Source organism: Aquimarina sp. MMG015 (genome assembly GCF_018100855.1).
Lineage (GTDB): Bacteria > Bacteroidota > Bacteroidia > Flavobacteriales > Flavobacteriaceae > Aquimarina > Aquimarina latercula.
In genome coordinates this window covers 54,228-80,667 of sequence record NZ_JAGJEB010000011.1, presented here as the reverse complement: position 1 = coordinate 80,667, position 26,440 = coordinate 54,228, and the positions used below count along the sequence as shown (strand labels likewise).

General features: G+C 32.4%; 22 protein-coding genes. 10 read left to right on the top strand and 12 right to left on the bottom strand.

Annotated elements, in window-relative coordinates; all coding sequences use genetic code 11:
• Nucleotides 1-7 precede the first annotated feature (7 nt).
• Together J8L88_RS18830 and J8L88_RS18825 are read right to left on the bottom strand one after the other, a co-directional pair.
• The gene (locus tag J8L88_RS18830; protein WP_027395748.1) at nucleotides 8-871 is read right to left on the bottom strand and encodes an RNA polymerase sigma factor RpoD/SigA; all 864 of its coding nucleotides are present in this window, start codon (nucleotides 869-871) and stop codon (nucleotides 8-10) included.
• A 175-nt stretch (nucleotides 872-1,046) separates the two neighbouring features.
• A complete protein-coding gene (locus J8L88_RS18825) occupies nucleotides 1,047-2,015 on the bottom strand; it encodes a hypothetical protein (RefSeq protein WP_211061548.1) in 969 nt (322 codons plus the stop codon).
• A 248-nt stretch (nucleotides 2,016-2,263) separates the two neighbouring features.
• On the opposite strand from J8L88_RS18825, the gene J8L88_RS18820 reads away from it, so the two are divergent.
• The 6 genes from J8L88_RS18820 (at nucleotide 2,264) to J8L88_RS18795 (ending at nucleotide 7,635) form a co-directional block, all read left to right on the top strand.
• Nucleotides 2,264-3,055, top strand: coding sequence for an LA_2272 family surface repeat-containing protein (locus J8L88_RS18820; RefSeq protein WP_211061547.1), 792 nt, complete (start codon nucleotides 2,264-2,266; stop codon nucleotides 3,053-3,055).
• Between the two features lie 2 nt (nucleotides 3,056-3,057).
• The gene (locus tag J8L88_RS18815) at nucleotides 3,058-3,444 is read left to right on the top strand and encodes a hypothetical protein (protein WP_211061546.1); all 387 of its coding nucleotides are present in this window, start codon (nucleotides 3,058-3,060) and stop codon (nucleotides 3,442-3,444) included.
• Between the two features lie 154 nt (nucleotides 3,445-3,598).
• Nucleotides 3,599-4,696, top strand: coding sequence for an acyl-CoA desaturase (locus tag J8L88_RS18810; protein WP_211061545.1), 1,098 nt, complete (start codon nucleotides 3,599-3,601; stop codon nucleotides 4,694-4,696).
• Nucleotides 4,686-5,741: a fatty acid desaturase gene (locus J8L88_RS18805; RefSeq protein ID WP_211061544.1), complete on the top strand. Its 1,056-nt coding sequence runs from the start codon at nucleotides 4,686-4,688 to the stop codon at nucleotides 5,739-5,741. The genes J8L88_RS18810 and J8L88_RS18805 overlap by 11 nt, the downstream gene beginning before the upstream one ends.
• Nucleotides 5,742-6,171: 430 nt before the next feature.
• The gene (locus J8L88_RS18800) at nucleotides 6,172-6,870 is read left to right on the top strand and encodes a hypothetical protein (protein WP_211061543.1); all 699 of its coding nucleotides are present in this window, start codon (nucleotides 6,172-6,174) and stop codon (nucleotides 6,868-6,870) included.
• A gap of 177 nt (nucleotides 6,871-7,047) precedes the next feature.
• Entirely contained in the window at nucleotides 7,048-7,635 is a 588-nt protein-coding gene (locus tag J8L88_RS18795) for a hypothetical protein (protein WP_211061542.1), read from the top strand.
• 74 nt (nucleotides 7,636-7,709) lie between these two features.
• Here J8L88_RS18795 and J8L88_RS18790 read toward each other — a convergent pair whose 3' ends face one another.
• The 3 genes from J8L88_RS18790 to rpsO form a co-directional block, all read right to left on the bottom strand.
• The gene (locus J8L88_RS18790; RefSeq protein WP_211061541.1) at nucleotides 7,710-10,220 is read right to left on the bottom strand and encodes a chondroitinase-B domain-containing protein; all 2,511 of its coding nucleotides are present in this window, start codon (nucleotides 10,218-10,220) and stop codon (nucleotides 7,710-7,712) included.
• Between the two features lie 159 nt (nucleotides 10,221-10,379).
• Complete coding sequence (locus tag J8L88_RS18785) at nucleotides 10,380-12,569, bottom strand: polyribonucleotide nucleotidyltransferase (protein WP_211061540.1); 2,190 nt, start codon at nucleotides 12,567-12,569, stop codon at nucleotides 10,380-10,382.
• Between the two features lie 249 nt (nucleotides 12,570-12,818).
• Nucleotides 12,819-13,088: a 30S ribosomal protein S15 gene (rpsO, locus tag J8L88_RS18780; RefSeq protein ID WP_027395738.1), complete on the bottom strand. Its 270-nt coding sequence runs from the start codon at nucleotides 13,086-13,088 to the stop codon at nucleotides 12,819-12,821.
• 165 nt (nucleotides 13,089-13,253) lie between these two features.
• Between rpsO and J8L88_RS18775 the strand changes: the two genes are divergently transcribed.
• Nucleotides 13,254-14,084: a hypothetical protein gene (locus J8L88_RS18775; RefSeq protein WP_051336380.1), complete on the top strand. Its 831-nt coding sequence runs from the start codon at nucleotides 13,254-13,256 to the stop codon at nucleotides 14,082-14,084.
• Between the two features lie 136 nt (nucleotides 14,085-14,220).
• Here J8L88_RS18775 and accD read toward each other — a convergent pair whose 3' ends face one another.
• The 3 genes from accD to J8L88_RS18760 form a co-directional block, all read right to left on the bottom strand.
• The gene (accD, locus tag J8L88_RS18770) at nucleotides 14,221-15,081 is read right to left on the bottom strand and encodes an acetyl-CoA carboxylase, carboxyltransferase subunit beta (RefSeq protein WP_027395736.1); all 861 of its coding nucleotides are present in this window, start codon (nucleotides 15,079-15,081) and stop codon (nucleotides 14,221-14,223) included.
• A 68-nt stretch (nucleotides 15,082-15,149) separates the two neighbouring features.
• Nucleotides 15,150-16,217: a class II fructose-bisphosphate aldolase gene (gene fbaA, locus J8L88_RS18765; protein ID WP_027395735.1), complete on the bottom strand. Its 1,068-nt coding sequence runs from the start codon at nucleotides 16,215-16,217 to the stop codon at nucleotides 15,150-15,152.
• A gap of 87 nt (nucleotides 16,218-16,304) precedes the next feature.
• On the bottom strand, nucleotides 16,305-18,791 hold the full coding sequence (locus tag J8L88_RS18760) for an outer membrane protein assembly factor (protein ID WP_371813701.1): 2,487 nt from the start codon (nucleotides 18,789-18,791) through the stop codon (nucleotides 16,305-16,307).
• Between the two features lie 115 nt (nucleotides 18,792-18,906).
• Between J8L88_RS18760 and J8L88_RS18755 the strand changes: the two genes are divergently transcribed.
• Nucleotides 18,907-19,638, top strand: coding sequence for an RNA methyltransferase (locus tag J8L88_RS18755; RefSeq protein WP_211061538.1), 732 nt, complete (start codon nucleotides 18,907-18,909; stop codon nucleotides 19,636-19,638).
• A gap of 3 nt (nucleotides 19,639-19,641) precedes the next feature.
• On the opposite strand, the gene J8L88_RS18750 is transcribed toward J8L88_RS18755, so the two are convergent.
• From J8L88_RS18750 to J8L88_RS18735, 4 genes are all read right to left on the bottom strand, one after another.
• Nucleotides 19,642-20,364, bottom strand: coding sequence for a porin family protein (locus tag J8L88_RS18750; RefSeq protein WP_027395732.1), 723 nt, complete (start codon nucleotides 20,362-20,364; stop codon nucleotides 19,642-19,644).
• 1 nt (nucleotide 20,365) lies between these two features.
• Nucleotides 20,366-21,094, bottom strand: a complete 729-nt coding sequence (gene ubiE / locus J8L88_RS18745; protein ID WP_027395731.1) for a bifunctional demethylmenaquinone methyltransferase/2-methoxy-6-polyprenyl-1,4-benzoquinol methylase UbiE — start codon at nucleotides 21,092-21,094, stop codon at nucleotides 20,366-20,368.
• Between the two features lie 126 nt (nucleotides 21,095-21,220).
• Nucleotides 21,221-22,018, bottom strand: a complete 798-nt coding sequence (locus J8L88_RS18740) for an alpha/beta hydrolase (protein WP_027395730.1) — start codon at nucleotides 22,016-22,018, stop codon at nucleotides 21,221-21,223.
• A 139-nt stretch (nucleotides 22,019-22,157) separates the two neighbouring features.
• Nucleotides 22,158-23,258: a serine hydrolase gene (locus tag J8L88_RS18735; RefSeq protein ID WP_211061537.1), complete on the bottom strand. Its 1,101-nt coding sequence runs from the start codon at nucleotides 23,256-23,258 to the stop codon at nucleotides 22,158-22,160.
• Between the two features lie 332 nt (nucleotides 23,259-23,590).
• On the opposite strand from J8L88_RS18735, the gene trkA reads away from it, so the two are divergent.
• Nucleotides 23,591-24,940 carry a Trk system potassium transporter TrkA gene (gene trkA, locus J8L88_RS18730; RefSeq protein WP_108801854.1) on the top strand — a complete coding sequence of 450 codons (1,350 nt, stop codon included), beginning with the start codon at nucleotides 23,591-23,593 and terminating at the stop codon, nucleotides 24,938-24,940.
• Between the two features lies 1 nt (nucleotide 24,941).
• Nucleotides 24,942-26,438: a TrkH family potassium uptake protein gene (locus J8L88_RS18725; RefSeq protein ID WP_027395727.1), complete on the top strand. Its 1,497-nt coding sequence runs from the start codon at nucleotides 24,942-24,944 to the stop codon at nucleotides 26,436-26,438.
• Nucleotides 26,439-26,440 lie beyond the last annotated feature (2 nt).

Genomic DNA, 26,440 nt, shown 5'->3' with positions numbered 1-26,440 from the left:
TAAAAAGTTATCCTAAATAAGTTTTTAATATTTTACTACGAGATGTATGTTTTAATCTACGAATAGCTTTTTCTTTAATTTGACGAACACGCTCACGTGTTAGGTCAAAAGTTTCTCCAATTTCTTCTAGTGTCATAGGATGTTGATCTCCAAGACCGAAGTATAAACGGATTACATCAGCTTCCCTTGGTGTAAGGGTTTCTAGAGCTCTTTCAATCTCTGTACGAAGTGATTCGTGTAATAGTGATCTATCAGGATTTGGAGATTCTCCAGAATTTAATACATCATAAAGATTAGAATCTTCTCCTTCTACTAAAGGAGCATCCATACTTACATGACGGCCAGAATTTTTCATAGACTCTTTTACGTCATTAATAGTCATATCAAGTTCTTTGGCAATCTCTTCGGCACTTGGCGGACGTTCGTGAGATTGCTCTAGAAAAGCGTATGTTTTATTAATTTTGTTAATAGAACCAATCTTGTTCAATGGTAAACGAACGATACGAGACTGTTCGGCTAAAGCTTGTAAGATAGATTGACGAATCCACCATACTGCATACGAAATGAACTTAAAACCTCTTGTTTCATCAAAACGTTTAGCCGCTTTAATCAATCCTAAATTACCTTCATTAATTAAATCTGGTAAAGTAAGTCCTTGATTTTGATATTGTTTTGCAACAGATACAACAAATCGTAAATTCGCTTTAGTTAATTTTTCAAGGGCTCTCTCATCTCCAGCTTTTATTCGCTGAGCTAATTCTACCTCTTCATCTGCAGTAATAAGATCTACTTTTCCTATTTCTTGCAAATACTTGTCCAGCGATGCAGTCTCACGATTCGTTACCTGCTTCGTAATCTTAAGTTGTCTCATCTATGTTATCCTTGAAATTTTATTAGTGAATACTTTAGGGCTTTGCTTTTTATTTATTATACGTAAGTTGTTACGAAAATGTTACAAAAAAGTAAAATTATTTTTTCATAGTCTTTTTGTATTATATAAAATGACTTTAATTTTTGGTCGTATGAGAATCTAAATATTTACAGTTTTATTCGAATTCTAATACATTTTTAGCTGCTATAAGGGATCGGAGTGCATCTATTTTTTTATACATTTTATTAAAAAATAGATTTCTTTCCTTTTCGCCAGCCGTGCTTAATAGTTTAGAACCATCCATTTGTATATTCAAAAAATGTTCTGCTTGATTACAGGTAATCACATCATTGGTTCTATAGTATGAAAGGATAGTGAAAGGAACATATAATGATGTTTCGGTAGGTGTTTTTACTAATACACGGTTGTTCATTAGTAATAACTCATTATAATAGAATTTAAAGTTATCTTTTTGATCAATTATTTTTTTAGAAATTCTTTGAATCAATTTCTGAAGATCATCACATATTTCTAAAGCATCCTTGGAAGTAAGTGAATTCGATTCAAAATAAAAGTGTATTTGTTTTAATGTACTATTTATAGTGGTAATATCCCATATCTCTACAGAGTTTAGGTCGTTGTACATATTACCTAAGCGTTTTGCAGCTTCTAAAAGTGATAAAGACGGATTAAACCCCGTAAATCTAACATCACCAAGATCAGAATCCATTATTTTTAACCAGACGTACATTTTAAATTTAGAAAGTAAATTGTCGTCAGATGTATAAAAAATAGGCAAATCCTTAGCAGAATAAATCATTTCTACATCCTTATTGTTTATAAGAGGTGATAAGGAGTTATATGAATTTTCATAATAGGCAAGAAGACTTTCCATATCCTGAACGGGAGCTGTCTTCTTTACAGCGACTATATGTTCATCTTCACTAGAGAATAGCTGATCTATTGATAAACTAAAGTATTTAGCTAATGTAACTCCTTCTTCTAATGATAATTTACTTTTTTTACTGATTCTTCTGTGAGCAGCATCATAACTAATGTCTAATGCGGTAGCTACTTCATCAATAAGAGAATTTTTAGAATTGATTTGTTTTTTTATAAGTTCTAAGAAGTTTTCCTGTATCATTTTTTGATTTTAATAAGATTGATGATGTTCCGAAGTGGAAAAATAACGTAGAAAAATAAGTTAATTTTGCGTTTTTCGCAAATAATAAAAAAGTTGCTTGTGATTATTACGTTTTTCACAAATAAGAAAATAAGCTCTTTATGTTTTGTGATAATCGCAAAAAAATAAATTTCTATTCGCATTTATCACTTTTGGTCTTGTAATTATCACAATAGTTTTGACTTGTTGAATTTTTAAAAACAAGAAAAATGAAGAATAGCATTGTAATAACATTAGTATTATTGATTTCTCTGTCTTCTTTTAGTCAGCAACGTAAGAAATATGTTGGAGCTTGGACCTATCATTCTAAAAACACAGATATAATAGGACTTTCACTAGGAGTTGCTCCAAAAGACTTGCTAGGAGATACTACCTTAACAAGAACATATGGTATGAAATTGGAAGCACCTGGTTTAGGAATTTTTTATCCAATTGCACCAAAATCATATCTTTCTGGAGGACCTAATGATGACGATCTTTTAGAAAAGGTATATGGGATTAATTTTTCTGGAGGCAGTCTTGGAGAGATTGCCGTTCATGGGATATCTGGCGCTTTTATAGGTCAATATTTACAGGTTATGAATGGAATAGCAATTGGTGGAATTGCAAATTCTATAGAAGAACAAAATGGGATATCGATTGCGTTATTAGGAAATGAAGTTTATCACGGATTAGGAGCATCGATAGCTTTATCAGGGAACTATGCTTATAGTTATTTAGGCCTTCAAATAGGAGCGTTTAATGATATTGAGCGTTTTGGTAGAGGAATGCAATTAGGCATATTTAATACTTCTAATGATTATAAGGGAATCCAGATTGGTTTATCAAATCATGATACTACTACTCATTCTAAATATGAAGGGATCCAGATCGGAATTTTAAATAAAGCAGACAATTTAAGAGGAATTCAAATAGGATTGTGGAACAAAAATGAAAGACGTTCTCTACCTTTTATCAACTGGCAATTCTCTAAGAAAAAAGTGAAAACAAAAACATCTTAATTATGAATATCACTAGCAACTTAAGCATCGAAGGGGATTATGGATTCGAAGCTTTTTATGTACTTACTGGAGACTTGGTTGGTCTTATTCCAGTAAAAGAAAAATTATATACACGCATTAGACTATTGGATGATAGAACCCTGAAGATTAGTTTAATGAAATCAGAAACTCAAAAGATTAATAAGTATATAAAAGGCACGCAAAGAGATGGGATTTTTAGTGTTTCATCTTGTAATAGAGTTACTTCAATATTTTCGTTTATTAAGCATTGGCGAACTCAAAAAATAAATGTGTGTTCTAGTAAGCAACAATTATTAATTTTTTTGTCAAAAACAGGAAAAGTACAACTAGGAGTTTTTAAAGATCTTACTTCTAGAAAGAAAAAGTAAGATTTAAATTTATAATATGAGCACAGGACAAGTCTTTAGTTCTGTGTGAATTCTGAGTAATTAATATCATATCTATAATATAATCGAGATATCAAAGCGATAGCCTTTGACCATCACGCTACTATTGGTATGTCTAATTTTTAAAGAAATAATTATGAAAAAAATAAAGTTTTCTAAAGATGAGGGTTCTGATTTTTATAAGGAACTCAATGAACGAATTAGAAATTATTTTGAAAGTAACCAGATCGATAAAACAGGAAACAGAAAGATGGTTTTTAAGATAGTGATGTATTTTTCGCTAGTATTTTTGTTTTATTTTTTGATGCTCATTTCATCTGATTTAGCGGCATTCTTTGTGTTTTACATTGGTTTGGGAATATCAGTATTATTAAATGCATTTAATGTCTCTCATGATGCTGCGCACGGAGTAGCTGTAAAAAGTAAATTCTGGAATAAACTTCTATTTCAATTAAGTTTTAACCTGCAAGGGAACAATGCATATGTATGGGGTAAAAACCATAATGAGTCTCATCATTTGTATACCAATATAGAAGGAAGCGACATTGATGTTCTCAATAATCCTTTAGTACGAATGACAACGGAGCAAAATTTACAATGGTATCATAGATTTCAGTATTTATATGTTCCTTTTTTGTATCTGTTTTATTCTTTGAATTGGTTTTTGTTTAGAGAATTCTTAATGATTTTTAATAGATCGAGTAGAACGATAAAGATCAAGATTCCTACTTGGGAGATTTTTAAACTTATATTTTTTAAGATTGCTTATATCACGTATATGATTATCATTCCAGGGATTGTATTACCGTTTGCATGGGAATATATTTTTGTAGCTTTTTTATTAAATCATTTCTTAGTATCTATACTATTTACCGGAGTGTTAGGAGTATCGCATTTGTCGGATTATGTAGTACATCCACAACCTGATTCTAAAGGGAGACTTGCTATGAGTTGGCCCAAGTTACAGATGTGTACTTCTGTTGATTATAATGTAAATAGTACTTTTTTAAATTGGACGTTAGGTGGTTTTAATGCACATGCATTACATCATCTATTGCCTAATATATGTCACATACATTACATAAAATTACTGCCAATATTTAGAGAGGTTGCAAAGAAGTATGGTATCGTATATATGGAAATGTCATATAGTCAAGCGTTGCGATCACATTTTAGATTCCTGAAGAAAATGGGAACACAATTAGAATTTAAAACTATGTCTTATGAAATCTAAACATGTATATAATCCGTCTCACAAAGAACTATTTCTCTTCATTCAGAAGGAGATTGATAGGAAATTAAATTTCTGCCCGAATCGATTTAAAAAAAGGATCATCTTTAAAGGTTTTGTTTATATGATTCTAACTATTATGGTATATATAAGTCTTTATGCTATAAGTAATCCATCTCTATTAATAGCGACTTATGTGTTATTTGGTTTAGTTGCATTGTTATTCGCTTTTAATTTTGCTCATGATTTTTCTCACAATACAATTTTTAAAAGTAAAAAACTAAATCATAGTTGTTTTGTATTGCTTTATACAATGGTTGGTGCTCATGCAGAAGCTTGGAAAGATAGACATGTGCATTCGCATCATCATGCACCAAATGTAGAAGGATATGATACAGATTTGGAGATAACTGATCTTATTAGGGTGGTTCCCGGAAGTTCTTTGAGATGGTTTCATAAGTATCAGCATTGGTATGCTCCAATTTTATATACTACCTATTCATTATTCTGGATATTTATAAAAGATTTTAAAATATTTTTTAGAAAAACTATCACAGGAAAGAGAAGAACTCAACGCTATAAAATTTCTTTTTGGTGTCAAAAGCTTTTTTATATATCGTACTTAGTTGTACTACCATTGTTTTTGGCTGACCACGAATGGTATGTGATTCTTTTGGGGTTTATGATGATGCATTTGATACAGTCTTTATTTTTATTATTTACCTTTTTTATGACACATCATATTAAAGGAGTGATGTATCCTAAAACGGATAACTTTGGTTTTATAAAAACATCTTGGTTAATGAATCAGATAAAAAGTTCTAACGACTTTTATCCTTTTAGTAAAATAGCGAATTTCATATTTGGAGGATTTAATAATCATATTGCACATCATCTATTTCCTCATATTCATCATGTCTATTATCCAGAACTAAATAAGGTTTTATATAATATTTTGATTACTAATAATATCATTCCTAATCAGACAACATATCTGGGAGGTGTAAAATCCCATTTGTCTCATTTAAAGTATTTGGGAAGTTTATAGGAACTGATAATTATAATAAAGAACAGGCACCTTCATACAGAAGGTGCTTGTTTTTATTTAGTGATGTATTATTGCGATTACCACAAAAATACTAGTGTTTTTTAATGATCTAAGCCACTGGATATTGATTGTAAAATGACTTACTTGAAATGTTTGAAGCTATTTTGGATACAGAAATAATACAAATTGCTAGAATGAAATATAATTTTTAGTCACTTCCTCCTTATGGATTTGACTTGTATCCACAAAATAAGACTGTTTCCCCTCAAAAGCATGTTGCATTTGCATACATAATTTTACTTAGTCCTGATGAGTGAATGACTCTTGCATTGTGATTATCGCAAAAACAAAATTTTGGGCTTGTGTTATTGACAATAGCAGTTGATTGATAAATAATATGTTTGAATCACTAAACAATAAAATTTTTATAATGAAAAGATTAATTAAATTATTCCTTTTGCTACTGTGTATCTCTAAATATTGCCATGGTCAAGATATAAGAACTGATAAAAAGCCGATTGCTTTCACAAATGGGTTCAGTACGATTGTAAGTGACGAGAGTAATGAATTAGATATTTATGCAGGTGTATTGTTCGAGCGGAACAATGGATGGGGTTATGGCTTTGATTTTACAAGATCAGCTTATACAGCAGAAAGTACTAAAGGAATTCCTCCAGTTACAGAAATTGAAAATTTTGAAGGTACTGAATTACCCTCCGGAATTGAAAAAAGATTTACTTATAATAGTAAAAGAGATAATAGATTATATTCTTTATCACCTAACGTGTTTAAGTCTTTTGCCCTTAATAAAACAAGATCCCTTAGCATATTTATAATGGGTGGTCCTTCTATTATATATAGTGAGGATTATGAATATACTGCTAAGTATTCTCCAGCGTCATCTTGTGGTTTTGGTTTTTGTTTTCCCGGTGGTGGGTCAGGTCCATCACTGGATTATATGAGAAGTAAGGAGAATAAGAAAATAATTTTTGGAGGATTTTCTAAAATATCTTTAAGATATACCTTTACTAGGGTAGTAGGTGTAGAACTTTCTGCATATGGTAATCTAAATGGAGTAAAAAGTGTATATGGATTACAGTTTGGAGTTGTTTTGGGAAGACTCTTTTGAATTAATCTATTTAACTAGTATTAAAAGACCTTTTAATAATTTTTAGAAGGTTTTTTTATGATGTAATGTTTTGGTTGTGTTAATCACAAAGATATGTTTTTACCCTTGTGTTTTTGACAACTGTAGTAGATAAATAGCTTTTATGTTTGAATAACTAAACAAATTTAAAGTAATATTATGATGAACAGATTAGTAACACTTGGTATGATTCTTTTATTAACTATGAATTATGTATTTGGGCAAGAAAGCCTTAAAAAAGAGCATAAATTAAAGGTTAAGTCTATAACTGCTGGTTTTGGGGTTTACCATGCAGATCTTAGAGGTACTGATGATCCTTTTGGATCGAATCAAAATGGTCCCACTTTGTCAGTTGGGTTATCTCTGGCGTATAAAAAACATATTTTTTCGCTAGATGTAGATTTAGGGCTTGACCTGTATCCTGATATCATATTTGAAGCTATTGGTGGAGGCGATAATGAAGAGACTTTTTTTAATAGTTATGATATACTATATGGTAGAGAGTTTTCTATCTTTAAATGGTTTAGAATAGAAGCTCATACCGGTTTAGGGGTGTATCTATATAAGGATTGGTTAGCTTCTGATGGAAGATATGATACAAAAGAGATCATTGGAATCCCCGTAGATCTAAGGTTAATGATTGATTCTTCCAGAGGATTTTCGTTCGGGATCAATCCAGAGGTGAATTTTAATACTATAAATACTACATATATGGGAAGTATGGTATTTCAGTATCGGTTTAATTAAACCTAACTTTATTAATCAAAAAAAACGCTTATAGTAACATTAGTTATAAGCGTTTTTTTCTAATATTTTGTAGTTTACTGGACTATAAAACGACCGTAAGCTCCTTGTATTTTAGCAATGTAAGTCCCTGTGCTAAAATTACTAATTTCTAATTGACCAATACTACTGTCAATTTCTTTTTTCAACATTAACCTTCCGTGTAAGTCAAATACTTCTACTTTTCCAATTATCGTGTTGGATTCGATTACAATAGGTTGGTTTTTTGCAGGAATAGGGTATAATAAAATACCTTTAGAAGAAAGAAGATTGTCATCTACTCCTAGTGTAGCATCACAGGTGGTATCACCATAGATGTTAACTTCTACAATACTTGCAAATCCAGAACCGGTGCTATTTCCATTAGAAGTAAATTTTACATATCTCCCTATTGCATTATTAAGGTTAAAAAATTGTTCTGTATTTTCCGCACCTGTTTCAATCGTACTATCTTGACCCGTTAATACGCCTGTAAAAGGGCCTGTTTGATCATCCGATACTGCAATGTCAAAATTAATAGTTCTTTCATCAGCTTTAAGTACATGAATTCCTATTTCACTTAAAACTCTGATACAAGATAGATCAAACGTTATAGAAACCTCTGGTTCAGTATTGGCATCTCCTGTCCAGTATTCTACGTCGGTTACATTATCATCCCAAGCAAATTGAGGTCCTACATTTGGTTTTCCTGGTTCGGTTCCTATAGCAGTTGCATCAACAATTGTAATTTCTTCCGAAAATATATTAGACTGTGTTATGGTCAACATAGTAGTTAAATCACTTCCTCCAGCTACCTCACTAATAGTAATAGTAGCCGTACGTTGAGAGGATGAGGTGTTTTCTGTGAAATTAGCTGTAATTATTGCCGAGTTGCTTCCGGAGGTTATGTCAAGAGTTAACCAATCCACATTATCGGTAATTGTCCAATCTACATTAGCATCAATATCAAACAAAGTATTTCCTGAACTTCTTGCTACATTTATAGATGTAGTATTTGTGGTTAATCTAGGAGTGTCAATACCGGTTCCACCAAAACCAATTGAAACACCTACATCGGCAGTGGTATATGGAATACGAGAACCACCTGAATTGAATTCTTCAGCACCTGCATCAAGATTTCCGGATCGATTTCCGCCTAAGATATCGGTAGTCACAAAAGGATAGCTTCCAACAGCAGCGTCAATAGCTGGACTATTACTTCCTAATTCATAATACAAAGTCCCATTTTCTAAAAGTCCATTAGTAACAACTTGATTGTTATTAGTTCCTGTAGTAAGATCCCAAGCTCCATTTTGAGTAATATTCCCTTGATAGATAGAAGTACCTATTGGGACTGTTTGTTCATCAACCGCACTTTCTTCTGTATTAATCATAATATTGTTAGCAATCACTAAATTTTCTGGTGCTAAGGTTAACACTGGATTGCTACTTACGCTAGTCCCAATTCTAAACCCATAATCACAATTAACAAAAGTATTATTTACTATAATTGCATCTTTAACTTGGAAATAACGATTAAGCGGTGAATTTTCTTGTCCATTACTGACATTAATAGCTCCTGCAGTTTTGGTATTCCCTCCGTCAGGTTTTTCGGAATTTACTCCTTCAATATAATTGTTGTATACTTTATGTCCTTCTCCGATTACACGAATACCACCTGAAAAAAGATTGTTTTCGGCAAAAAAGAAATTGTTATAAACTTCGCAATCATCGCCGTGTCGTAGTGTTAGAGTTCCCTGATAATCTCTAAAAGTATTGTTGTAGTACTTATTCTCACCACTTTTATTAGAAATGATTTCGACTTCTCCAGACCAATTGTAAAATAGATTATCATATACTTCAGTATTTGAAGGATGTAATGAAGTACTACTATTTCCTATTCTAATAGCATCCTGATCATTTAGATCATTTACCACACCAACAGGCGTTCGATCAGCAAAGTAATTATGATGTATTTTTGTAAAATCTGGCTCCGCAAATTCGGTAGAAGTGGCATTTCTATTATCATTTATTATACTTCCTATACCATATTTTCCTTCGAATGAGCAAAAGCTTATTTCATTGTATTGCCCATAAACAATGATCCATTTAAACGTCAATAGCTCTTGAGCTGCAGTTCCATTGTAAGTGTCTATTTTAATGTTTGTAATTGTACAATGATCACATTCATTGTTGCTAGTATCTCGGAGCTCTATTACAGGCTCAATAATACTACCACTTACCTCCAGGTTGGATGGGTTTTGAAAAACTACACCTTCCAAAATGATATATGAACCACCCATACTAACTCGTGAGTTGCCTTCAAAAAAAACTGATCCTGGAGTTTGTGCTTTGATGGTAACAGGATTTGTTTCGGTACCGTTTTTATTGATGTTGATTTGTACATCAGTCCAAGTACCATTTGCTAATGTGATAGTAGTTCCGGCATTAGCATTGGTAATAGCTGTTTGTAATTCTGAATTATTGTTTACAATCTGAGAGTAGGTATGACTGTAAGAAGTGACTAATACTAATAAGAAGGTAAACACCTTCAAATAATTGTTTTTCATAATTTAGGGCTTTACTTTTTTTTGTTTAAAATTGGTCAACCAATTTGGTCAACCAGTACAAATATACTGTTCATTTTCGTAAAATCAATATATTTTATAAGAAAACAAAAACGCCTTCAAAATATGAAGGCGTTTTTTAAGTATCATAAAGAGAGTATATTAATTCTCTTTTTGGTCATTATTTCTTGGTTTTCTATCACCTCTTGGTTTGTCACCTTCTTTTCTAGGAGGTCTAGGTAATAGGGCTTTTCTAGAAACTTTTTCTTTACGCGTTCTGGAATCAATACCGAAGTATTTTACATCCATAACGTCCCCCATGTTTACTACATCACTTACATTTTCAGTTCGTTCCCAAGCTAATTCAGAAACATGAAGTAATACTTCGTTACCAGGAGCTTCTGTATATTCTACAACAGCACCAAAATCTAGCATTTTAACTACTTTTACTTCGTATACACTTCCAACTTGTGGCTTAAAAGTAATAGAATCAATTTTAGCTAATACTGCTTCAATTCCTTCTTGTCCAGTTCCTAGAATTTCTACAATTCCTTCTTCTGTAACAGGATCTTCATTGATTACAATAGTAGTACCTGTAGTTTTTTGTAATTCTTGAATTACTTTTCCACCAGGTCCGATAAGTGCTCCAATGTATTCTCCAGGGATTGTTCTGGTAACCATTTTTGGTGCGTGTGCCTTAACATCGTTATTTGGTGTCTCGATCGTATCGGTAAGTTTTTCAAGTATATGAAGACGTCCATCACGTGCTTGATTTAAAGCATTTACTAAGATTTCATAACTTAAACCTTTAACTTTAATATCCATTTGACAAGCCGTAATACCATCAGCTGTTCCTGTAACTTTAAAGTCCATATCCCCTAAATGATCTTCATCACCTAAGATATCTGATAATACTGCGTAATTTCCTGAATCAGCATCAGATATTAGTCCCATTGCAATACCAGAAACTGGTTTTTTAAGTTGTACACCAGCATCCATTAATGCCATTGTACCAGAACACACAGTTGCCATAGAAGAAGAACCGTTAGATTCTAATACTTCAGAAACAACTCGAACTGTATAAGGGCAATCATTAGGAATCATACCTTTAAGAGCTCGTTGCGCTAAATTACCATGTCCAACTTCTCTTCTAGAAGTACCTCGTATAGGTCTTGCCTCACCAGTTGAGAAAGGAGGAAAGTTATAATGAAGATAGAATGTTTCTTCTCCTTCGTACGATGGCATATCTATTTGATTAGCTTCTCTAGATGTTCCTAAAGTTACTGTTGCCAGTGCTTGAGTTTCTCCTCTTGTAAATATAGACGATCCATGTGTAGAAGGTAAATAATCTACCTCACACCAAATAGGTCTAATCTCAGTAGTTTTTCTACCATCAAGACGTAATCCTTCATTAAGTGTTAAATCACGAACAGCAGCTTTTTCTGCTTTCGAATAATATTTGGATACTAAATCTCCAAAATCTTCTAACTCTTCTTCAGAGAAAGTTGCTTTTATCTCTTCTTTGATTTCAGCAAAAGCAGCTCCTCTTTCATGTTTAGAAGAACCTTGTTTTGCTACAGCATATACTTTATCATATGCCATATCATGAATTTTCTTAGCTAAATCTTCATCATTTCTTTCTGGCTCGTATTCGCGAACTTCTTTCTTTCCGAAAGCTTCTGCTAATCTTTCTTGAGCAGCACATTGAACTTTTATGGCTTCATGAGCAAATTTAATAGCCTCAGTCATTTCTTCTTCAGAGATTTCATCCATCTCTCCTTCAACCATCATTACAGAGTCAGCTGATGCACCGATCATCATATCAATATCGGATTCTTCTAATTGAGCTCTTGTTGGGTTGATAATAAACTCACCGTTAATACGTCCTACTCTTGCTTCAGAAATAGCACATTCAAAAGGAAAATCTGATAACTGTATTGCAGCAGAGGCTGCTAATCCTGCCATGGCATCTGGCATAACATCTTCGTCATGAGACATTAATTGGATCATTACCTGAGTTTCAGAATGATAATCTTTAGGGAATAAAGGGCGTAATACACGGTCAACTAATCTCATTGTTAACACTTCTCCGTCACTTGGTCTAGCTTCTCTTTTGAAAAAGCCACCTGGATAACGACCTGCAGCAGCAAATTTTTCTCTATAATCTACTGTTAAAGGAAGGAAATCTACATCTGCAGCTTTGTAGTTAGAAACTACAGTACACAATAACATACATTTTCCTGATTGAACAACTACAGATCCGTGCGCCTGTTTTGCTAATTTTCCGGTCTCTAGGCTAATTTCTCTTCCATCTCCTAGATCAATGACCTCTCTATAAACTTTTGGAATCATATTTTTTTTGATTCTAACCCTATATATCGTCAGTTAATTAGATACTTCAAATATCAAAGGTTTCATTAAACATTGGTTTCCGTCTTACTCGGACGGACAAGGTTGTGTTGTTGTTGTGTAGTTGCGCGACCAATGAAAAACTAAGGCATCGTTTTGATCATCTCTTGATCAAAACGTTTTTTAATTTAAACGTATTCTATTAGAAATGAATATAATTAAAAAGAGAGGCGTACTGCCTCTCTTTTTTGATTATTTTCTTAATCCTAATTCTTTTACAATTGCACGATATCTCATAATATCTTTCTTAACAAGATAGTCTAAAAGATCTCTACGCTTACCTACTAACTTTACTAACGAACGTTCAGTGTTAAAATCCTTACGGTTGTTTTTTAAGTGCTCAGTTAAATGAGTAATTCTGTGCGTAAATAATGCAATTTGTCCTTCTGCAGAACCGGTGTCATTTTTACCTTTTCCGTGTTTTGCGAAGATTTCTTCTTTTGTTTCTTTTGTTAAATACATTCCAATATTATTTTAAATGATTTTTATGTATAAATAGCATTCTGCTATCAGCGTGCAAATATAGTATTTTTTATATTAGAATTGCTTCTTATGAAAAAAAACATGTTTGATTAAACCTTTTGTAAATAATTAAGTCCTAGAGGGGTAACATTAAAAATTAAGATAATGAAGAACAACATTTTAAAATTTGGTTTTATTGCATTCTTTACGGTGGTTTTAGTAGGGTGTAATAATGAAGAAGCAACGGATCAATTATCTGTAGATGAAATCGATCGTGAAGAGGCTACATTAACAGCAACAATTGATGATGGTTCTGAGGTACTTAGTGATCTCACATTACAAGGTTTTGAAGATGAGGAGAGTTTAGCAAAAAGTAATATAAATCGTTTTTTACCTGATTGTGCTACGGTGACCATAGAATTAACGGATACTACAAAAAATGTGACAATAGATTTTGGAACGGAAGGATGTGAGGTAAGAAGTGGTCATATTGTAAAAGGAAAGATTTTGATGTCATATGAACTAGATACAGATGCCATGTCTTTATTGATTAATTACAGCTTGGAGGATTTCTTCATTGATAATGTGCAATTTGCAGGATCTAGAACAATTACTAGACTTAAATCTAATGAGAATGGTAATCCACAATATACAATGAGTTTTGATTTTACGGTAACTTTTGTGGATGGTACTCAGGCATCTAGGACCGGGTCGAAAACTCGTGAATGGATCGAAGGTGCTTTTAATGGTAACTGGGGAGATAACGTTTTCTTAATTACTGGTGATTGGCAGACTAATTTAGCAAATGGTAATGTTCATAGTACAACCATTTCTACTCCGTTAAGAAGAGAAGCTAGTTGTAGGTTTTTGGTAAGTGGAGTAGTGGAATTGGTAAGGACTACATATAATGGATCTTTGAATTACGGTGATGGATCTTGTGATAACGCTGCAGTATTTACAAATTCTGAAGGTGAAGAAAGGGAAATATTATTGTAAATATTTGTTTTAGGCAGTTAAAGAAGCGTTTTCTATTTAGAAGACGCTTTTTTTGATGTTGTCTTATAATCTAAAAAAGTATTAAAAAACCCGGTATAACCGGGTTTTTTAATACTTTTTTTTAAAAATCTGATATCTAATTAGAAGATAAAGGTCTATTTAGAATTAAATCTAGATATAAGTTGATTTTTTCTTTTAGATTTTGTCTAGGACTAATGAAATCTAGAAATCCGTGTTCTTTTAAGAACTCTGCAGTTTGGAAACCTTCAGGAAGTTCTTTTCCTGTAGTGTCTCTAACTACTCTTGGTCCTGCAAAACCAATCAATGCACCTGGTTCTGCAATGTTAATGTCACCAAGCATTGCAAAGGATGCGGTAGTACCTCCAGTTGTTGGGTCTGTACACAGTGATATGTATGGGATTCCTGCATCAGCTAATTGGGCAAGTCTAGCAGAAGTCTTTGCTAACTGCATTAATGATAATGCAGCTTCCATCATACGAGCTCCTCCAGATTTAGAAATAATCATAAACGGAATTTTATGCTTAAGTGCATAATCAGCGGCTCTTGCTATTTTTTCTCCAACTACACTACCCATAGAACCTCCGATGAATGAAAAATCCATACAAGCGATTACTAAATCATTACCATTTGATTTTCCAACGGCAGTTCTTACAGCATCTTTTAAACTTGTTTTTTCTTGAGCATCCTTAAGACGATCGGTGTATTTCTTTTTGTCTTCGAATTTAAGAGGGTCTTTAGAGGTTAGATTTTTGTCTAATTCTTTAAACTTGTTGTCGTCAAATAGAATTTCGAAATATTCTTTACTACCTATTCTTACGTGATATCCGTCTTCCGGACTTACATAAAAGTTTTTCTCTAGTTGTTCTGCATCTACTATTTTTCCTGTAGGAGATTTATACCAGAGTCCTTTTGGAACATCCTTTTTATCCTCAGTAGCAGTCTGTATACCTTTTTGAGTTCTCTTAAACCAAGCCATAAATTATTTGTATTAAAAAAGCTGAAACTCTTTCTTGTTTAGAGTTTCAGCTTGGTTTTCTATCTTAATTATAATGTGTTTACATTATTTAAATCTTCAAAAGCCTTTTTAAGTCGGTTTTTAAAAGTGATTTCTCCTTCTCTTAACCATTTTCTAGGATCATAATATTTCTTATTCGGCTCATCAGCTCCATCAGGATTACCAATCTGAGTCTTAAGATAATCGATCTTACCAGTCATATAATCTCTAATACCTTCGCAAAATGCAAATTGAAGATCAGTGTCAATATTCATTTTGATAACTCCATATCCTATAGATTCTCTAATTTCTTCTAGAGTAGAACCGCTTCCTCCGTGAAATACAAAGTCAATGTGGTTATGTTCTACACCATATTTTTCTGAAATAAACTCTTGAGAATTTTTAAGGATTTTTGGAGTTAATTTCACATTACCAGGTTTGTATACTCCGTGTACGTTACCAAAAGCTGCTGCCACTGTAAATTTATCACTTACTTTACTTAATTCTTCATAAGCATAAGCAACTTCTTCTGGTTGTGTATATAATTTAGAATCATCTACATCACTATTGTCAACACCATCTTCTTCTCCTCCTGTAATACCCAGTTCTATTTCTAGAGTCATACCTATTTTACTCATTCGAGCAAGGTATTCCTTACAGATTTCTATATTTTCTTCAATAGGTTCTTCTGATAAATCTATCATATGAGAACTATAAAGAGGTTTTCCTGTTTCTTTATAAAATGCTTCTCCGGCATCTAATAATCCGTCTATCCAAGGAAGTAGTTTTTTTGCACAGTGGTCAGTATGCAAAATAACAGGTACTCCATAAGCTTCTGCCATTAGGTGCACATGTCTGGCTCCTGCAGTTGCTCCTGCAATTGCAGCTTTTTGGTCTTCATTAGAAAGTCCTTTTCCTGCGTTAAATTGAGCTCCTCCATTGGAGAACTGAATAATTACAGGCGAGTTTAATTCTGCAGCAGTTTCTAATACTGCATTAATAGAATTGGATCCAATTACGTTTACTGCTGGTAAGGCAAATGCTTTTTCTTTGGCATAATTGAAAATAGCCTGTACTTCGTCTCCTGTTGCAACTCCTGGTTTGATGTTGTGACTCATAATTTACTTTTAGTTAATAAGCCTACAAAAATAGTAAAATAATACGGAATGAATTTTATATTTAAGAATGAAAAACGATGATTGTTTTTAGAAAGGATAATTGATTCCAACATTGTATACACCTTCCGAAAAATTATATCCTTTAAACCATCGTCGATCCTCTATTCTAGCAGGATTAAATGTTTTGAAACCTAAATCCAATCTAACTACAAAGAAGTCAAAATCATATCGAAGTCCTAAGCCACTACCCACAGAGATTTCTTGAATATCATCCCAACTAGAAAATACAGCATCTTCTTCTTCTACACTGTCTAAAACATTCCAGATATTACCAGCATCTACAAAAAATGCTCCGTTAAGAGAACCTAAAATATTATATCTGTATTCTAAATTTAACGCAATTTTCATATTAGCTTCGTTAAACTCATTTCTGCCACCACTACTTCCTGGGCCTAGGTCATATGGAAGCCAAGCTCTATTATCATTAGGACCACCGCCAAAAAAACTTCGAGCAAAAGGGATGCTATTTGCATTGCCAAAGGGTAATGCAATTCCACCGAATGCTCTAAAAGCTAATACTCTTTTTCTTCCAAGATCCCAATGTTTGATATAATCTAGTTCTGTCTTAGCATACTGTGAAAATTCAACACCAAATACTTCAAAACGATCACGTGAATTTTCTTTTAGACCAGCTAGATTAGAAACAGTGTTTAGGACATTACCAGCGAATTCTATTTTTGCTCTGAATCTTGAAAAGTTTTCATCATAAAGATTTTCTCTGTTATTTTTTAAATATGTATAACTAGATGCAAAAATTAGGTTATCCTCGGTTAATCGCTCTTTTCGTTCATTAATATTACTAATTTCTTGTAATTGATCTGTAGTTAAATCACTATCAGGTGCTGTTCCTAGCGATTGTGCTATAAAACTATTTGCCCCAGATGGAATTGATAAGATGTTTTCACTTGTGTTATCTGGATCGAAGAAGGGTGAATTAGAATCTAATACTTCTGTTGCAATATTATTAAGTCTGTTAAAAGAATTAGAGTATACATTAAAATAATTACCCGTATTAAGGTTACGAACATATTGAACGTTTACTAAGTCAATTTGATTAGTAAGCTTGGTGCTAGGTTTCCATTGATAGTTAAATATACCAGAAGCATTTTGTTTGTCAAGTCCAATGTTTTGTTGTGAATTGATACCAAAAATCAAGTTCGTAGTCGGCGACATGTATTTTGGAATAATTTTTCTTGTTTGGATAGGAAAAATTATTTTAGGAAATGATAGTTTAAGATCTACTCCAATCTCTGAGATATCAAAAAATTGCCCATTTGGATCTACTGGATCCTTAGAAGAACCGACACTACCTCTTGCAGAGATTTCAAAAATTTCTGCTCCTCCAAATACGTTCCGTATTAAGAAAGAACCGCTAAATCCAATTCCAAACACTTGGATATTAGAAGTAGATACATCAAATTCTACATTGGTACTATATTTTTTTCTTGGTGTAAGTAAAACACTTGCGATAAGGTCAGTTCCTTCGGGGTTATCGGGGTCAATACTGTATCTTATATTTGGGTATTTAAAAGTTTTAAGATTGTTGATCTGGTTATAAGTAAGAGTTCTGTCTTTATCTTTAAAAATCTCTCCAGGTGTAATTAAAATAGAATTTGTTATTGCTTTACGCGTATATCTAAGTTTGTCATAACTGTAAATATTATATCCGTTATAAGAAACACTGTCTTTAGGTATTGCGTTTCTGTTTTGATAAGAATAGTCTGTGAATACGTTTACTTTGCTTATTTTGTGAACTTTAAAAGGCAGTCTCTTAGTTTCTTCGCCTTCTTTAATTTGTCTGTTTTTGATCAGTAAATTAAGTTGTATTTTTTGGTCAGTATTGACAGTGTCTGCATCGAATTTGATGTATTCTTTTTCGAAATTATACAATCCAGAATTTCTATATAAATTAGTAAGTCTTTCTCTTTCTGATTCGATGTCTAAAGTTCTGTATTGTTTTCCGGTTACTATGTTAGATTTGTTTTGATGTAGTTTATATATAGAATCAGCAGCTTTAGACTCTATTTTAGTGTTTAGAGAATCAATAAAATAGGGCTTAGAAGGTTGGATGTAATATGATACAGAGGCTCTTTGATCTTCGTTCAAGTTTATTTTGTAGTCTGTTTTTACATTAAACCAACCATTATTCCAGTAATAAGATTGTAGTCTTTTTACAGATCGTTTTGCTTTAGATTCATCGATTATAGTTGGAGTCTCTCCTGCTTTTTTTAGCCAGTTATTAATTCCTGTATATGCCACACCCAGTCGATTAACTTGTTTTTTAGATAAAAAGTTATTTAATCTTCGTTCTCTATTTGGTTTATTATGTAACCAATTTTGATATGAAGAGTCAGGGTTTACCTTGGCAAGATTATAAAGATGAAGTCTAAAAGGAGTCCAAGCAAGTTTAGAATTAGGTTTTTGATAAAGCTGATTGTATAATTTAGAGTCGTTGGTTTTAGTGCTGTCAACAAAAATTTCATTTTTAGTCAACAGGTATTCTTCCTCTGGCACTCTTTTAATCGCATTACAAGAAATTAAAAAAATTGTAGATATTACAACAAATACTATTTTTGTGAGCAGGTGTTTCAATCGAGATTCATTATTGTGTCAAAAATACATTATTTGTATGGTTAGCAAAAACCAAAAGAAATTAATAAATAGTTTACATCAAAAAAAGTACCGAAAACAACATGGATTATTTGTTGCAGAAGGTAAAAAGGTAATTAATGAGTTGTTAGAAGCTGATTTAAAGCTTCATTCGCTTTTTGCTTTAGATGCTTCTTATTTTAAATTAAATTCAGAAAAAGTTTTCATAGTTACAGAAACTGAGCTTAAAAGCATCAGCTTTCTGACGACTCCGCAATTTGCAGTAGCTATATTTTATATTCCAGAAGCTCAATCGGTGACGAACAATGGGCTAGTTTTAGCATTAGATGATGTTAGAGATCCAGGAAATTTAGGAACAATTATAAGGCTGTGTGATTGGTTTGGTATAACAGATTTAGTTTGTTCAGAGCAAACAGTTGACTGTTTTAATCCAAAGGTCATTCAGGCAACAATGGGATCTGTAACAAGAGTTAATATTGTTTATACGAATCTGGAGCATTTTTTGATTTCTAGAAGAGGAGAAATACCGGTGTACGGTACTTTTATGGATGGCGATACTATTTATAGTCAACAATTACCTGAAAAAGGAATTATTGTTATGGGAAATGAAGCGAACGGTATTTCTTCTGATATAGAACAATTAGTGAACGAAAGGATTTCAATACCGAGATTTGGAACTACTCCAGTAACAGAGAGTCTTAATGTAGCTACTGCAACTGCAATTATTCTAAATGAATTTAGACGAATTTAAAAACTACTGGAAAGTGAAATTAATAAAAAGTCCTCTTGACGACATTTTATCAATAGCAGCAGTGTAAGGGCTATTAGGGTCGTTATCAGCTACTAACTCATCAGACATAGCGAATACTCCTCTAATAGAAGGTGTAAATTTGAAATAGAACATGTAAAAGTCTATTCCAAATCCAAGTTCGAAATAATTAGTATTCGTTTTAGTTCTAAATTGTCCTACACTATTATCGTCGGGGTTATCTTCATTACTAGATAAGTTTATAGAAGTAGATACTCCTCCAACAATAAAAGGTTTAAAATTATTAAGTCTTTTGGTAGATATTTTTAATAAAAGAGGAATGTGTACATAGGTTGATGTTACTTCTCTAAACCTTTGAGAATCTTCAAAATCTGGTCCGGTAAAGGTAAGGTCTCTTCGTACAAAAGATACCTGGGGTTCTAGTCTAAGATCTAGGTAATCATTGATTCTCATATTACCTAATAATCCTACATTAAAACCTATAGATTTTGCTACCTGAATATCACCATCCAATAAAGGTTCTTCTCCTTCTGGCGTAGCTTTATAATCAAAATTAAAATCATAACTATTAAACCCAAGGATATACCCCCAACTTAATCTAGGTTTATCATAATTTTGAAGATTTCTAACTCGTTCTTTAGAAAACAATTGTGCACTCACATTCTGAGTACAAACGATAACAGCTATTGCTATAAAAACTCTTTTCATATTATTTTGTGGCTGTATAAATTGTGGCAACACCAAAAGTTTGCGGATTATCCTCGACTTCTATAAACCCAATTTTTCTCAAAATATTGTTGAAAGCATCTCCATAAGGAAAAGCTGCCGCACTTTCGCTAAGATATGAATATGCAGATCTGTCTTTAGAAAAGATCTTCCCAATTAATGGTAAAATTAAAGAAGTATGTAGTTTATATCCTTGTTTATAAGGTGTTTTGGTGGGTACAGAGGTTTCTAAAACAACGAAAATTCCTCCAGGTTTTAAAACTCTGTATATCTCTGATAGACCTTGATCTAAATCTTCAAAATTTCTTACGCCAAAAGCTACAGTAATTGCATCGAAATAATCATTATCATACGGTAAGCTCTCTCCATCTCCTTTGACCATAGAGATTGTCTTATCTAATTTTTTTGCCTTTATTTTATCTTTTCCAACTTCCAGCATTCCTGCGGAGATGTCTAATCCGATAATTTCTGAAGCACCTGTTTTAGCTAAGTTTATAGCCAAATCTCCGGTTCCGGTCGCAACATCTAGAATGCTATTCGGTTTTGTGTCTGCAACTATTTTTACAACCTTTTTACGCCACTTTACATCAATTCCAAAAGAAATCACTCTATTAAGACCATCATAATTACCAGAAATAGTATCAAACATTTCTGTAACCTGTTGTTTTTTGGTCGTGTTTTTATCTTTGTATGGCGTTATTTTTTCTGACATTCAAAAAAATTTAGGCAAATATACATTTTTGATATGGATCGTAGGAAAAGAATGTCATTAAGTTGTTATTAGCTTATTGTTTTACTTCTATTTATCAATTTTGTAATTAATGTTTGTTTATAAAATTTATTCTATCATTTCATTGATTTTTTGTAGTATTTGTTCCTTTTTGTATTTAAGTGCGTGTAGGTGTTCTCCTTTAAATTCTAGAAACTCTTTTGGCTCCGATGCATTGTTGTATACGGTTTCGCCTTGTGTAAATGGTACATCTTTATCTTCTTTGCTATGCAAGAAGAGTTTAGAAATTTTATTAATGGTTTTTATATCTTCTTTTGCCGCGTAGGGAGAGATATAGTTTTTTTCTAAAAAATCTTTGTACTCAGGTACATGATACATAGCGATATCTGTAAAGGATGCTATAGTTCCTTCTAGCACTAATCCTTCAATTTTATCTTGATGATTTTTGGCTAGTAAAGTAGCGATTTGAGTTCCAATAGAGACTCCATATATTATTTTTGGAGTTTCTTTTATTCCTTTTTTCTTAAGAAGGGTTTCGAAGAATAATTCACCGTCTTTAGCTATGTTATTGTGTGTAGGAGTTCCTGTTGATTTTCCGTACCCTCGAAAATCAATCATAACTACCTGAAAGTTGTTTTCTGCTAATATTTGTGTTAAGGGGAGGTAGTATGTTATATTCCCCCCAGCTCCGTGAAAATAAAATATAGTTGCTTTTGGTGTTTCTTTTGGTTTTAGAATTAATACAGAAATTGTATCAGTTTCTGTCTTGATCATTAATTCTTCATGATTTTTCCATGTTATCTGGCTTAAATCTTTTTTTGGGAAATAGAATTTATCGTCCATTTGTGCTTGGACAAAAATAAATTTAGTAATAAATAATGCGAGTAATATAAGTTTCGTTTTCATAAGTAAAAAGTTAGTATTTATACTGCTAAGATGTTGCTATTGCAGAAATCCTAAAAAGAATAATTACTGAGTTGTAGTTTTTAGCTTATGAATTGTGTTTAGAAATATTTCTTTTAAAAAAAAGGAGATTACGAAATTGTTATTTTACTTCGTTATTAGTTTTTATTAATTCAATAATAGTATTTCTTAAAGCGTGAATGTTTCCACTTTTGTTGTTTGTTAAAATAATAATGGTAGTACTGTTTAGTTTATTTTTACTTATGATAGATTCATAGTTACCACTAGTTCCATGATGTGTGTGTTCTATTATTTTTTCTTTTTCATAGGTGATATTTCCTAACGCGGATTGCATGTTATTCCTATCTAAATTTGCAGTTTTGCTAATCTTGAGTAATGAATTTTTATTGATGATATTACCAGAATGCAGGTTTTTTATAAGTTGAAAAAGGTCATTAGTTGTAGTGGAAAATAGAAATATAGGAGATTTTATAATGAATGGAAGTTTGTCTTCTTCAAATTTGTTGTTAAATGGAAGGGCCGTGGAATCCCTATTCTTGTATGGAAATGAGGTGTTAAATGTACTTTGTTCTAAATGTAGAGGTTTTATTATGTTTTGGTTTACATAAGAAGAGAAGGTTGTATCTGTGATACTTTCTACTATTTTAGAAAGTAAGAAAGGGCTGAAATTTGTGTATATGTAATCTTCTCCAGGTGTAAATTCTAAATTAGATATTTCTGATAAATCATTTATGAGGTTTTGATCATTTATTATTTTATGTTTTCTCCAATCAATTTTAGGTAATCCGCTTGTGTATTGTAAAAGATTAATAATCTTAATATTGTTAGACCAATCCGGTAAGTAACTAAGGTGTTTTTTAATGGGGTCGTTTAATTGTAAAAGACCTTTTTCTTCTAATTGCATAATTGCAATTGCGGGAATTTCCTTGTAAATAGAACCAATATTAAATCTGTCAGTCTCTTTAAGAATGTTTTTTTTGTAGCCATCAGAAAAGCCAAATTCGTTTTTGTATATGATTTGGTCATTTTTAGCGATTAAAATATTTCCATTAAATTTTCTGTTTTGATGCAATGATTTTAATAATGAATCTATTTTCTTTTCTATAATATGATCACTTTTGTTTTCCGTTGAAGAGGTGTTGTTGTTTGTTGTGTTACAACTAACAGTGAATAGAATTGAAGAAATTATAAATATTGAAATACTTAATGCAGAATGTTTCATGATTGTTTTTTGATTGATGATGTTCTTTTAAGACGGTTAAAGTATGTTTTTTGTTACAGATGTGTTTAAGTATTATTAATGATTCTGTAGTTTAATGATTAGTTGTCTATGAATACTGGTACAGCGGATTTTTGGTAAGCCTATGTTCTTGTTAATTGAAATGGAATAGTAGATATAAAATAAGTGACTAGTTATTAATTGTTTTATGAATTAATGAAATTCCACTATCTTTGTAGGCTTTTATTTTTCAGCAAGAAATTTTCACTTTGTTATTAAGGGGATTTTGCTGAAGTTTAATTTTATCTTTTGATGATAAATAACAGAAAACACAGATGAAAATTATTATTGCCGGTGCTGGTGAAGTAGGATTTCATTTGGCAAAATTACTTTCATTTGAATCTCAGGATATTACCCTGATTGATCCTGATAAGGAATGCTTAAATTATGCTGATAGCCATCTGGATATTAGAGTGATTAAGGGAGATGCTACCTCAATAAGTATTTTAAAAGATGCCAGAGTACAGAATGTTGATATGGTGATTAGTGTTACCTCTAGTGAGACTACCAATATTACCGTATGTGTTTTAGCAAAACAATTAGGTGCTAAGCGAACAATTGCCAGAATTTCCAATACAGAATTTATAGAGAATAAAGAAGAAGTTGGTTTTATCAAGTTTGGAATTGATGAATTGATTTCTCCAGAAGCGCTAGCGGCAAGTGAGATAGAATTATTATTAAATCAATCGGCTTTTAGTGATAGTTATGAGTTTGAGGATGGTGCACTAACCATGGTAGGAACGACTCTTTCTAGCAGCGCATTGTTTGTGGATAAAACTGTTAGAGAGGCTGCCGAGATTTTTCCGGAACTTCATTTTATGCCAATAGCCATTCAAAGATCGGGAACGCAATACACAATAATTCCTAGAGGAGATACAAAATTTAAGGAAGGAGATCAGGTTTATTTTGTTACTTCTAAAGGAGGAGTAGATGAGCTTTACAAGTTAACGGGTAAAGTAAAAGAACAAATTAAAAAAGTGATGATCTTGGGAGGTAGTAAAATTGGACATAAAACTACCTGTGATCTATGTGATCATAAATTTAGAGTAAAGCTGATCGAAAGTGATAAAGACAAAGCATTTGACTTAGCGGACGATTTACCAAATGCATTGATTATTAATGGGGATGGACGAAATGTAGAATTGCTTGAAGAAGAGAATATAGATGATATGGATGCGTTTATTGCAGTAACAGGTAACTCTGAAACCAACATCATGTCTTGTTTAGTAGCTAAATCTAAAGGAGTGCGTAAAACAATTGCCCTGGTAGAGAATATGGATTATTTCCAGCTTTCTCATTCTATAGGTATTGATACATTAATCAATAAAAAACTATTAGCAGCTAATAATATTTTTAGATTTATCCGAAAAGGAGAGGTAGTTGCTATGACGAAGCTTAATAATATGAATGCCGAGTTGTTGGAGTTTATTGTAAAACCAACTTCCGAAGTAAGTGATAACCTAATTAGAGATCTTGATTTTCCTCGTTCCGCTATTATAGCTGGAGTTATAAGAGATGGAGTTGGGATGATTCCTTTAGGAGGTTTTTATATTAAAGCAGGAGATCGAGTAGTGGTATGTTGTCTACCTAAATCTATTAAGAAAATAGAAAACCTTTTCTTGTAACATGTCCAAACTAAACTTTAAAATTATCACTCATATTATGGGGCTTTTATTGCTCTGTAATGGAGGTTTTATGCTAATAGCAACCATTGTAAGTTTTATTTATAAAGACGGTGTTACAATGCAGATAATGTTAGCAGCATTATCGACTATGTTTGTGGGTATAATTTTAATGTTTCTTACTAAGGAACATCAAAAATCAATAAATAAACGAGAAGGGTATATTGTTGTTACATTTGGTTGGATATTCATGTCTTTAAGTGGAACGCTACCGTATATATTTTCTGAAGCAATTCCATCATTTACCAATGCTTTCTTTGAGACAATGTCTGGTTATACTACAACCGGAGCCTCTATCCTTAATGAAATAGAAATTGTTCCTAAAGGTGTTCTCTTTTGGCGTAGTCTTACACATTGGATCGGTGGAATGGGGATTATTGTTCTTGCTGTAGCTATTCTTCCGTTGTTAGGAATAGGAGGGATGCAGTTATTTGCAGCAGAAGCTCCTGGTCCAAGCGCTGATAAGTTACATCCAAGGATCACTGATACTGCAAAAAGGTTATGGCTAATATATTTTGGGTATACAGCGGCAGAGACAATCTTATTGAAACTTGCCGGGATGGATTTCTTTGATGCGATAAATCATGCACTTAGTACATTGTCTACAGGAGGGTTTTCTACAAAAAATGCAAGTGTCGCTTATTGGAATGATCAACCCTTAATACAGTATATCATTATTTTGTTTATGTTCCTTGCAGGAATGAATTTTATCTTGAGTTACTTTGGTTTTAAAGGAAAATTCGGAAAATTTCTTAAAGACGAAGAGTTTAAATGGTACGGGATTTCTATAGTGGCTTTTACCGCTATAGCCGCATTAATTATTTATTTAAAAGCAGATCCAGCGAATTCTGTTATAGATCATCCTATGGTTTTTGGAGAGGCAGAAAGCGCTTTTAGGCATTCTTTGTTTCAGGTGTTGGCTGTTATTACTACTACAGGTTTTGTTTCTGCTGATTTTACGGTTTGGACTCCTTTTTTGAAGATAGTATTCTTTGGATTAATGTTTTTAGGAGGTTCGGCGGGATCCACAGCAGGTGGGATGAAAATAGTAAGGCATCTTATTACAATTCGTAATGGTATTTTAGAATTTAAAAGGACATTACATCCTAGAGCTGTGTTGCCTGTGCGTTATAATCAAAGAGCGGTTTCTAAAGAGATTGTGTTTAATATATTAGCATTTTTTATATTGTATATGCTATCCTTTATAATAGGGTCTTTAGTGTTAGGAATGTTAGGACTGGATTTTGAAACTGCTATAGGTGGAGCGGCCTCGTCTTTAGGGAACGTTGGACCTGCTTTAGGTAAGCTAAGTCCTGTAAATAATTTTGATGTACTACCAGCCTTTGGTAAATGGTGGTGTTCTTTTCTAATGCTTATAGGAAGATTAGAGCTGTTCACAGTTCTTATTTTGCTTACTCCTTTCTTCTGGAGGAACAGATAGTA

What these genes read in the sequence shown, in the direction of transcription:
- J8L88_RS18830 (WP_027395748.1), bottom strand. Translation starts at nt 871, where the DNA reads ATGAGACAACTTAAGATTACGAAGCAGGTAACGAATCGTGAGACTGCA.
- J8L88_RS18825 (WP_211061548.1), bottom strand. Translation starts at nt 2,015, where the DNA reads ATGATACAGGAAAACTTCTTAGAACTTATAAAAAAACAAATCAATTCT.
- J8L88_RS18820 (WP_211061547.1), top strand. Translation starts at nt 2,264, where the DNA reads ATGAAGAATAGCATTGTAATAACATTAGTATTATTGATTTCTCTGTCT.
- J8L88_RS18815 (WP_211061546.1), top strand. Translation starts at nt 3,058, where the DNA reads ATGAATATCACTAGCAACTTAAGCATCGAAGGGGATTATGGATTCGAA.
- J8L88_RS18810 (WP_211061545.1), top strand. Translation starts at nt 3,599, where the DNA reads ATGAAAAAAATAAAGTTTTCTAAAGATGAGGGTTCTGATTTTTATAAG.
- J8L88_RS18805 (WP_211061544.1), top strand. Translation starts at nt 4,686, where the DNA reads ATGAAATCTAAACATGTATATAATCCGTCTCACAAAGAACTATTTCTC.
- J8L88_RS18800 (WP_211061543.1), top strand. Translation starts at nt 6,172, where the DNA reads ATGAAAAGATTAATTAAATTATTCCTTTTGCTACTGTGTATCTCTAAA.
- J8L88_RS18795 (WP_211061542.1), top strand. Translation starts at nt 7,048, where the DNA reads ATGATGAACAGATTAGTAACACTTGGTATGATTCTTTTATTAACTATG.
- J8L88_RS18790 (WP_211061541.1), bottom strand. Translation starts at nt 10,220, where the DNA reads ATGAAAAACAATTATTTGAAGGTGTTTACCTTCTTATTAGTATTAGTC.
- J8L88_RS18785 (WP_211061540.1), bottom strand. Translation starts at nt 12,569, where the DNA reads ATGATTCCAAAAGTTTATAGAGAGGTCATTGATCTAGGAGATGGAAGA.
- rpsO (WP_027395738.1), bottom strand. Translation starts at nt 13,088, where the DNA reads ATGTATTTAACAAAAGAAACAAAAGAAGAAATCTTCGCAAAACACGGA.
- J8L88_RS18775 (WP_051336380.1), top strand. Translation starts at nt 13,254, where the DNA reads ATGAAGAACAACATTTTAAAATTTGGTTTTATTGCATTCTTTACGGTG.
- accD (WP_027395736.1), bottom strand. Translation starts at nt 15,081, where the DNA reads ATGGCTTGGTTTAAGAGAACTCAAAAAGGTATACAGACTGCTACTGAG.
- fbaA (WP_027395735.1), bottom strand. Translation starts at nt 16,217, where the DNA reads ATGAGTCACAACATCAAACCAGGAGTTGCAACAGGAGACGAAGTACAG.
- J8L88_RS18755 (WP_211061538.1), top strand. Translation starts at nt 18,907, where the DNA reads ATGGTTAGCAAAAACCAAAAGAAATTAATAAATAGTTTACATCAAAAA.
- J8L88_RS18750 (WP_027395732.1), bottom strand. Translation starts at nt 20,364, where the DNA reads ATGAAAAGAGTTTTTATAGCAATAGCTGTTATCGTTTGTACTCAGAAT.
- ubiE (WP_027395731.1), bottom strand. Translation starts at nt 21,094, where the DNA reads ATGTCAGAAAAAATAACGCCATACAAAGATAAAAACACGACCAAAAAA.
- J8L88_RS18740 (WP_027395730.1), bottom strand. Translation starts at nt 22,018, where the DNA reads ATGAAAACGAAACTTATATTACTCGCATTATTTATTACTAAATTTATT.
- J8L88_RS18735 (WP_211061537.1), bottom strand. Translation starts at nt 23,258, where the DNA reads ATGAAACATTCTGCATTAAGTATTTCAATATTTATAATTTCTTCAATT.
- trkA (WP_108801854.1), top strand. Translation starts at nt 23,591, where the DNA reads ATGAAAATTATTATTGCCGGTGCTGGTGAAGTAGGATTTCATTTGGCA.
- J8L88_RS18725 (WP_027395727.1), top strand. Translation starts at nt 24,942, where the DNA reads ATGTCCAAACTAAACTTTAAAATTATCACTCATATTATGGGGCTTTTA.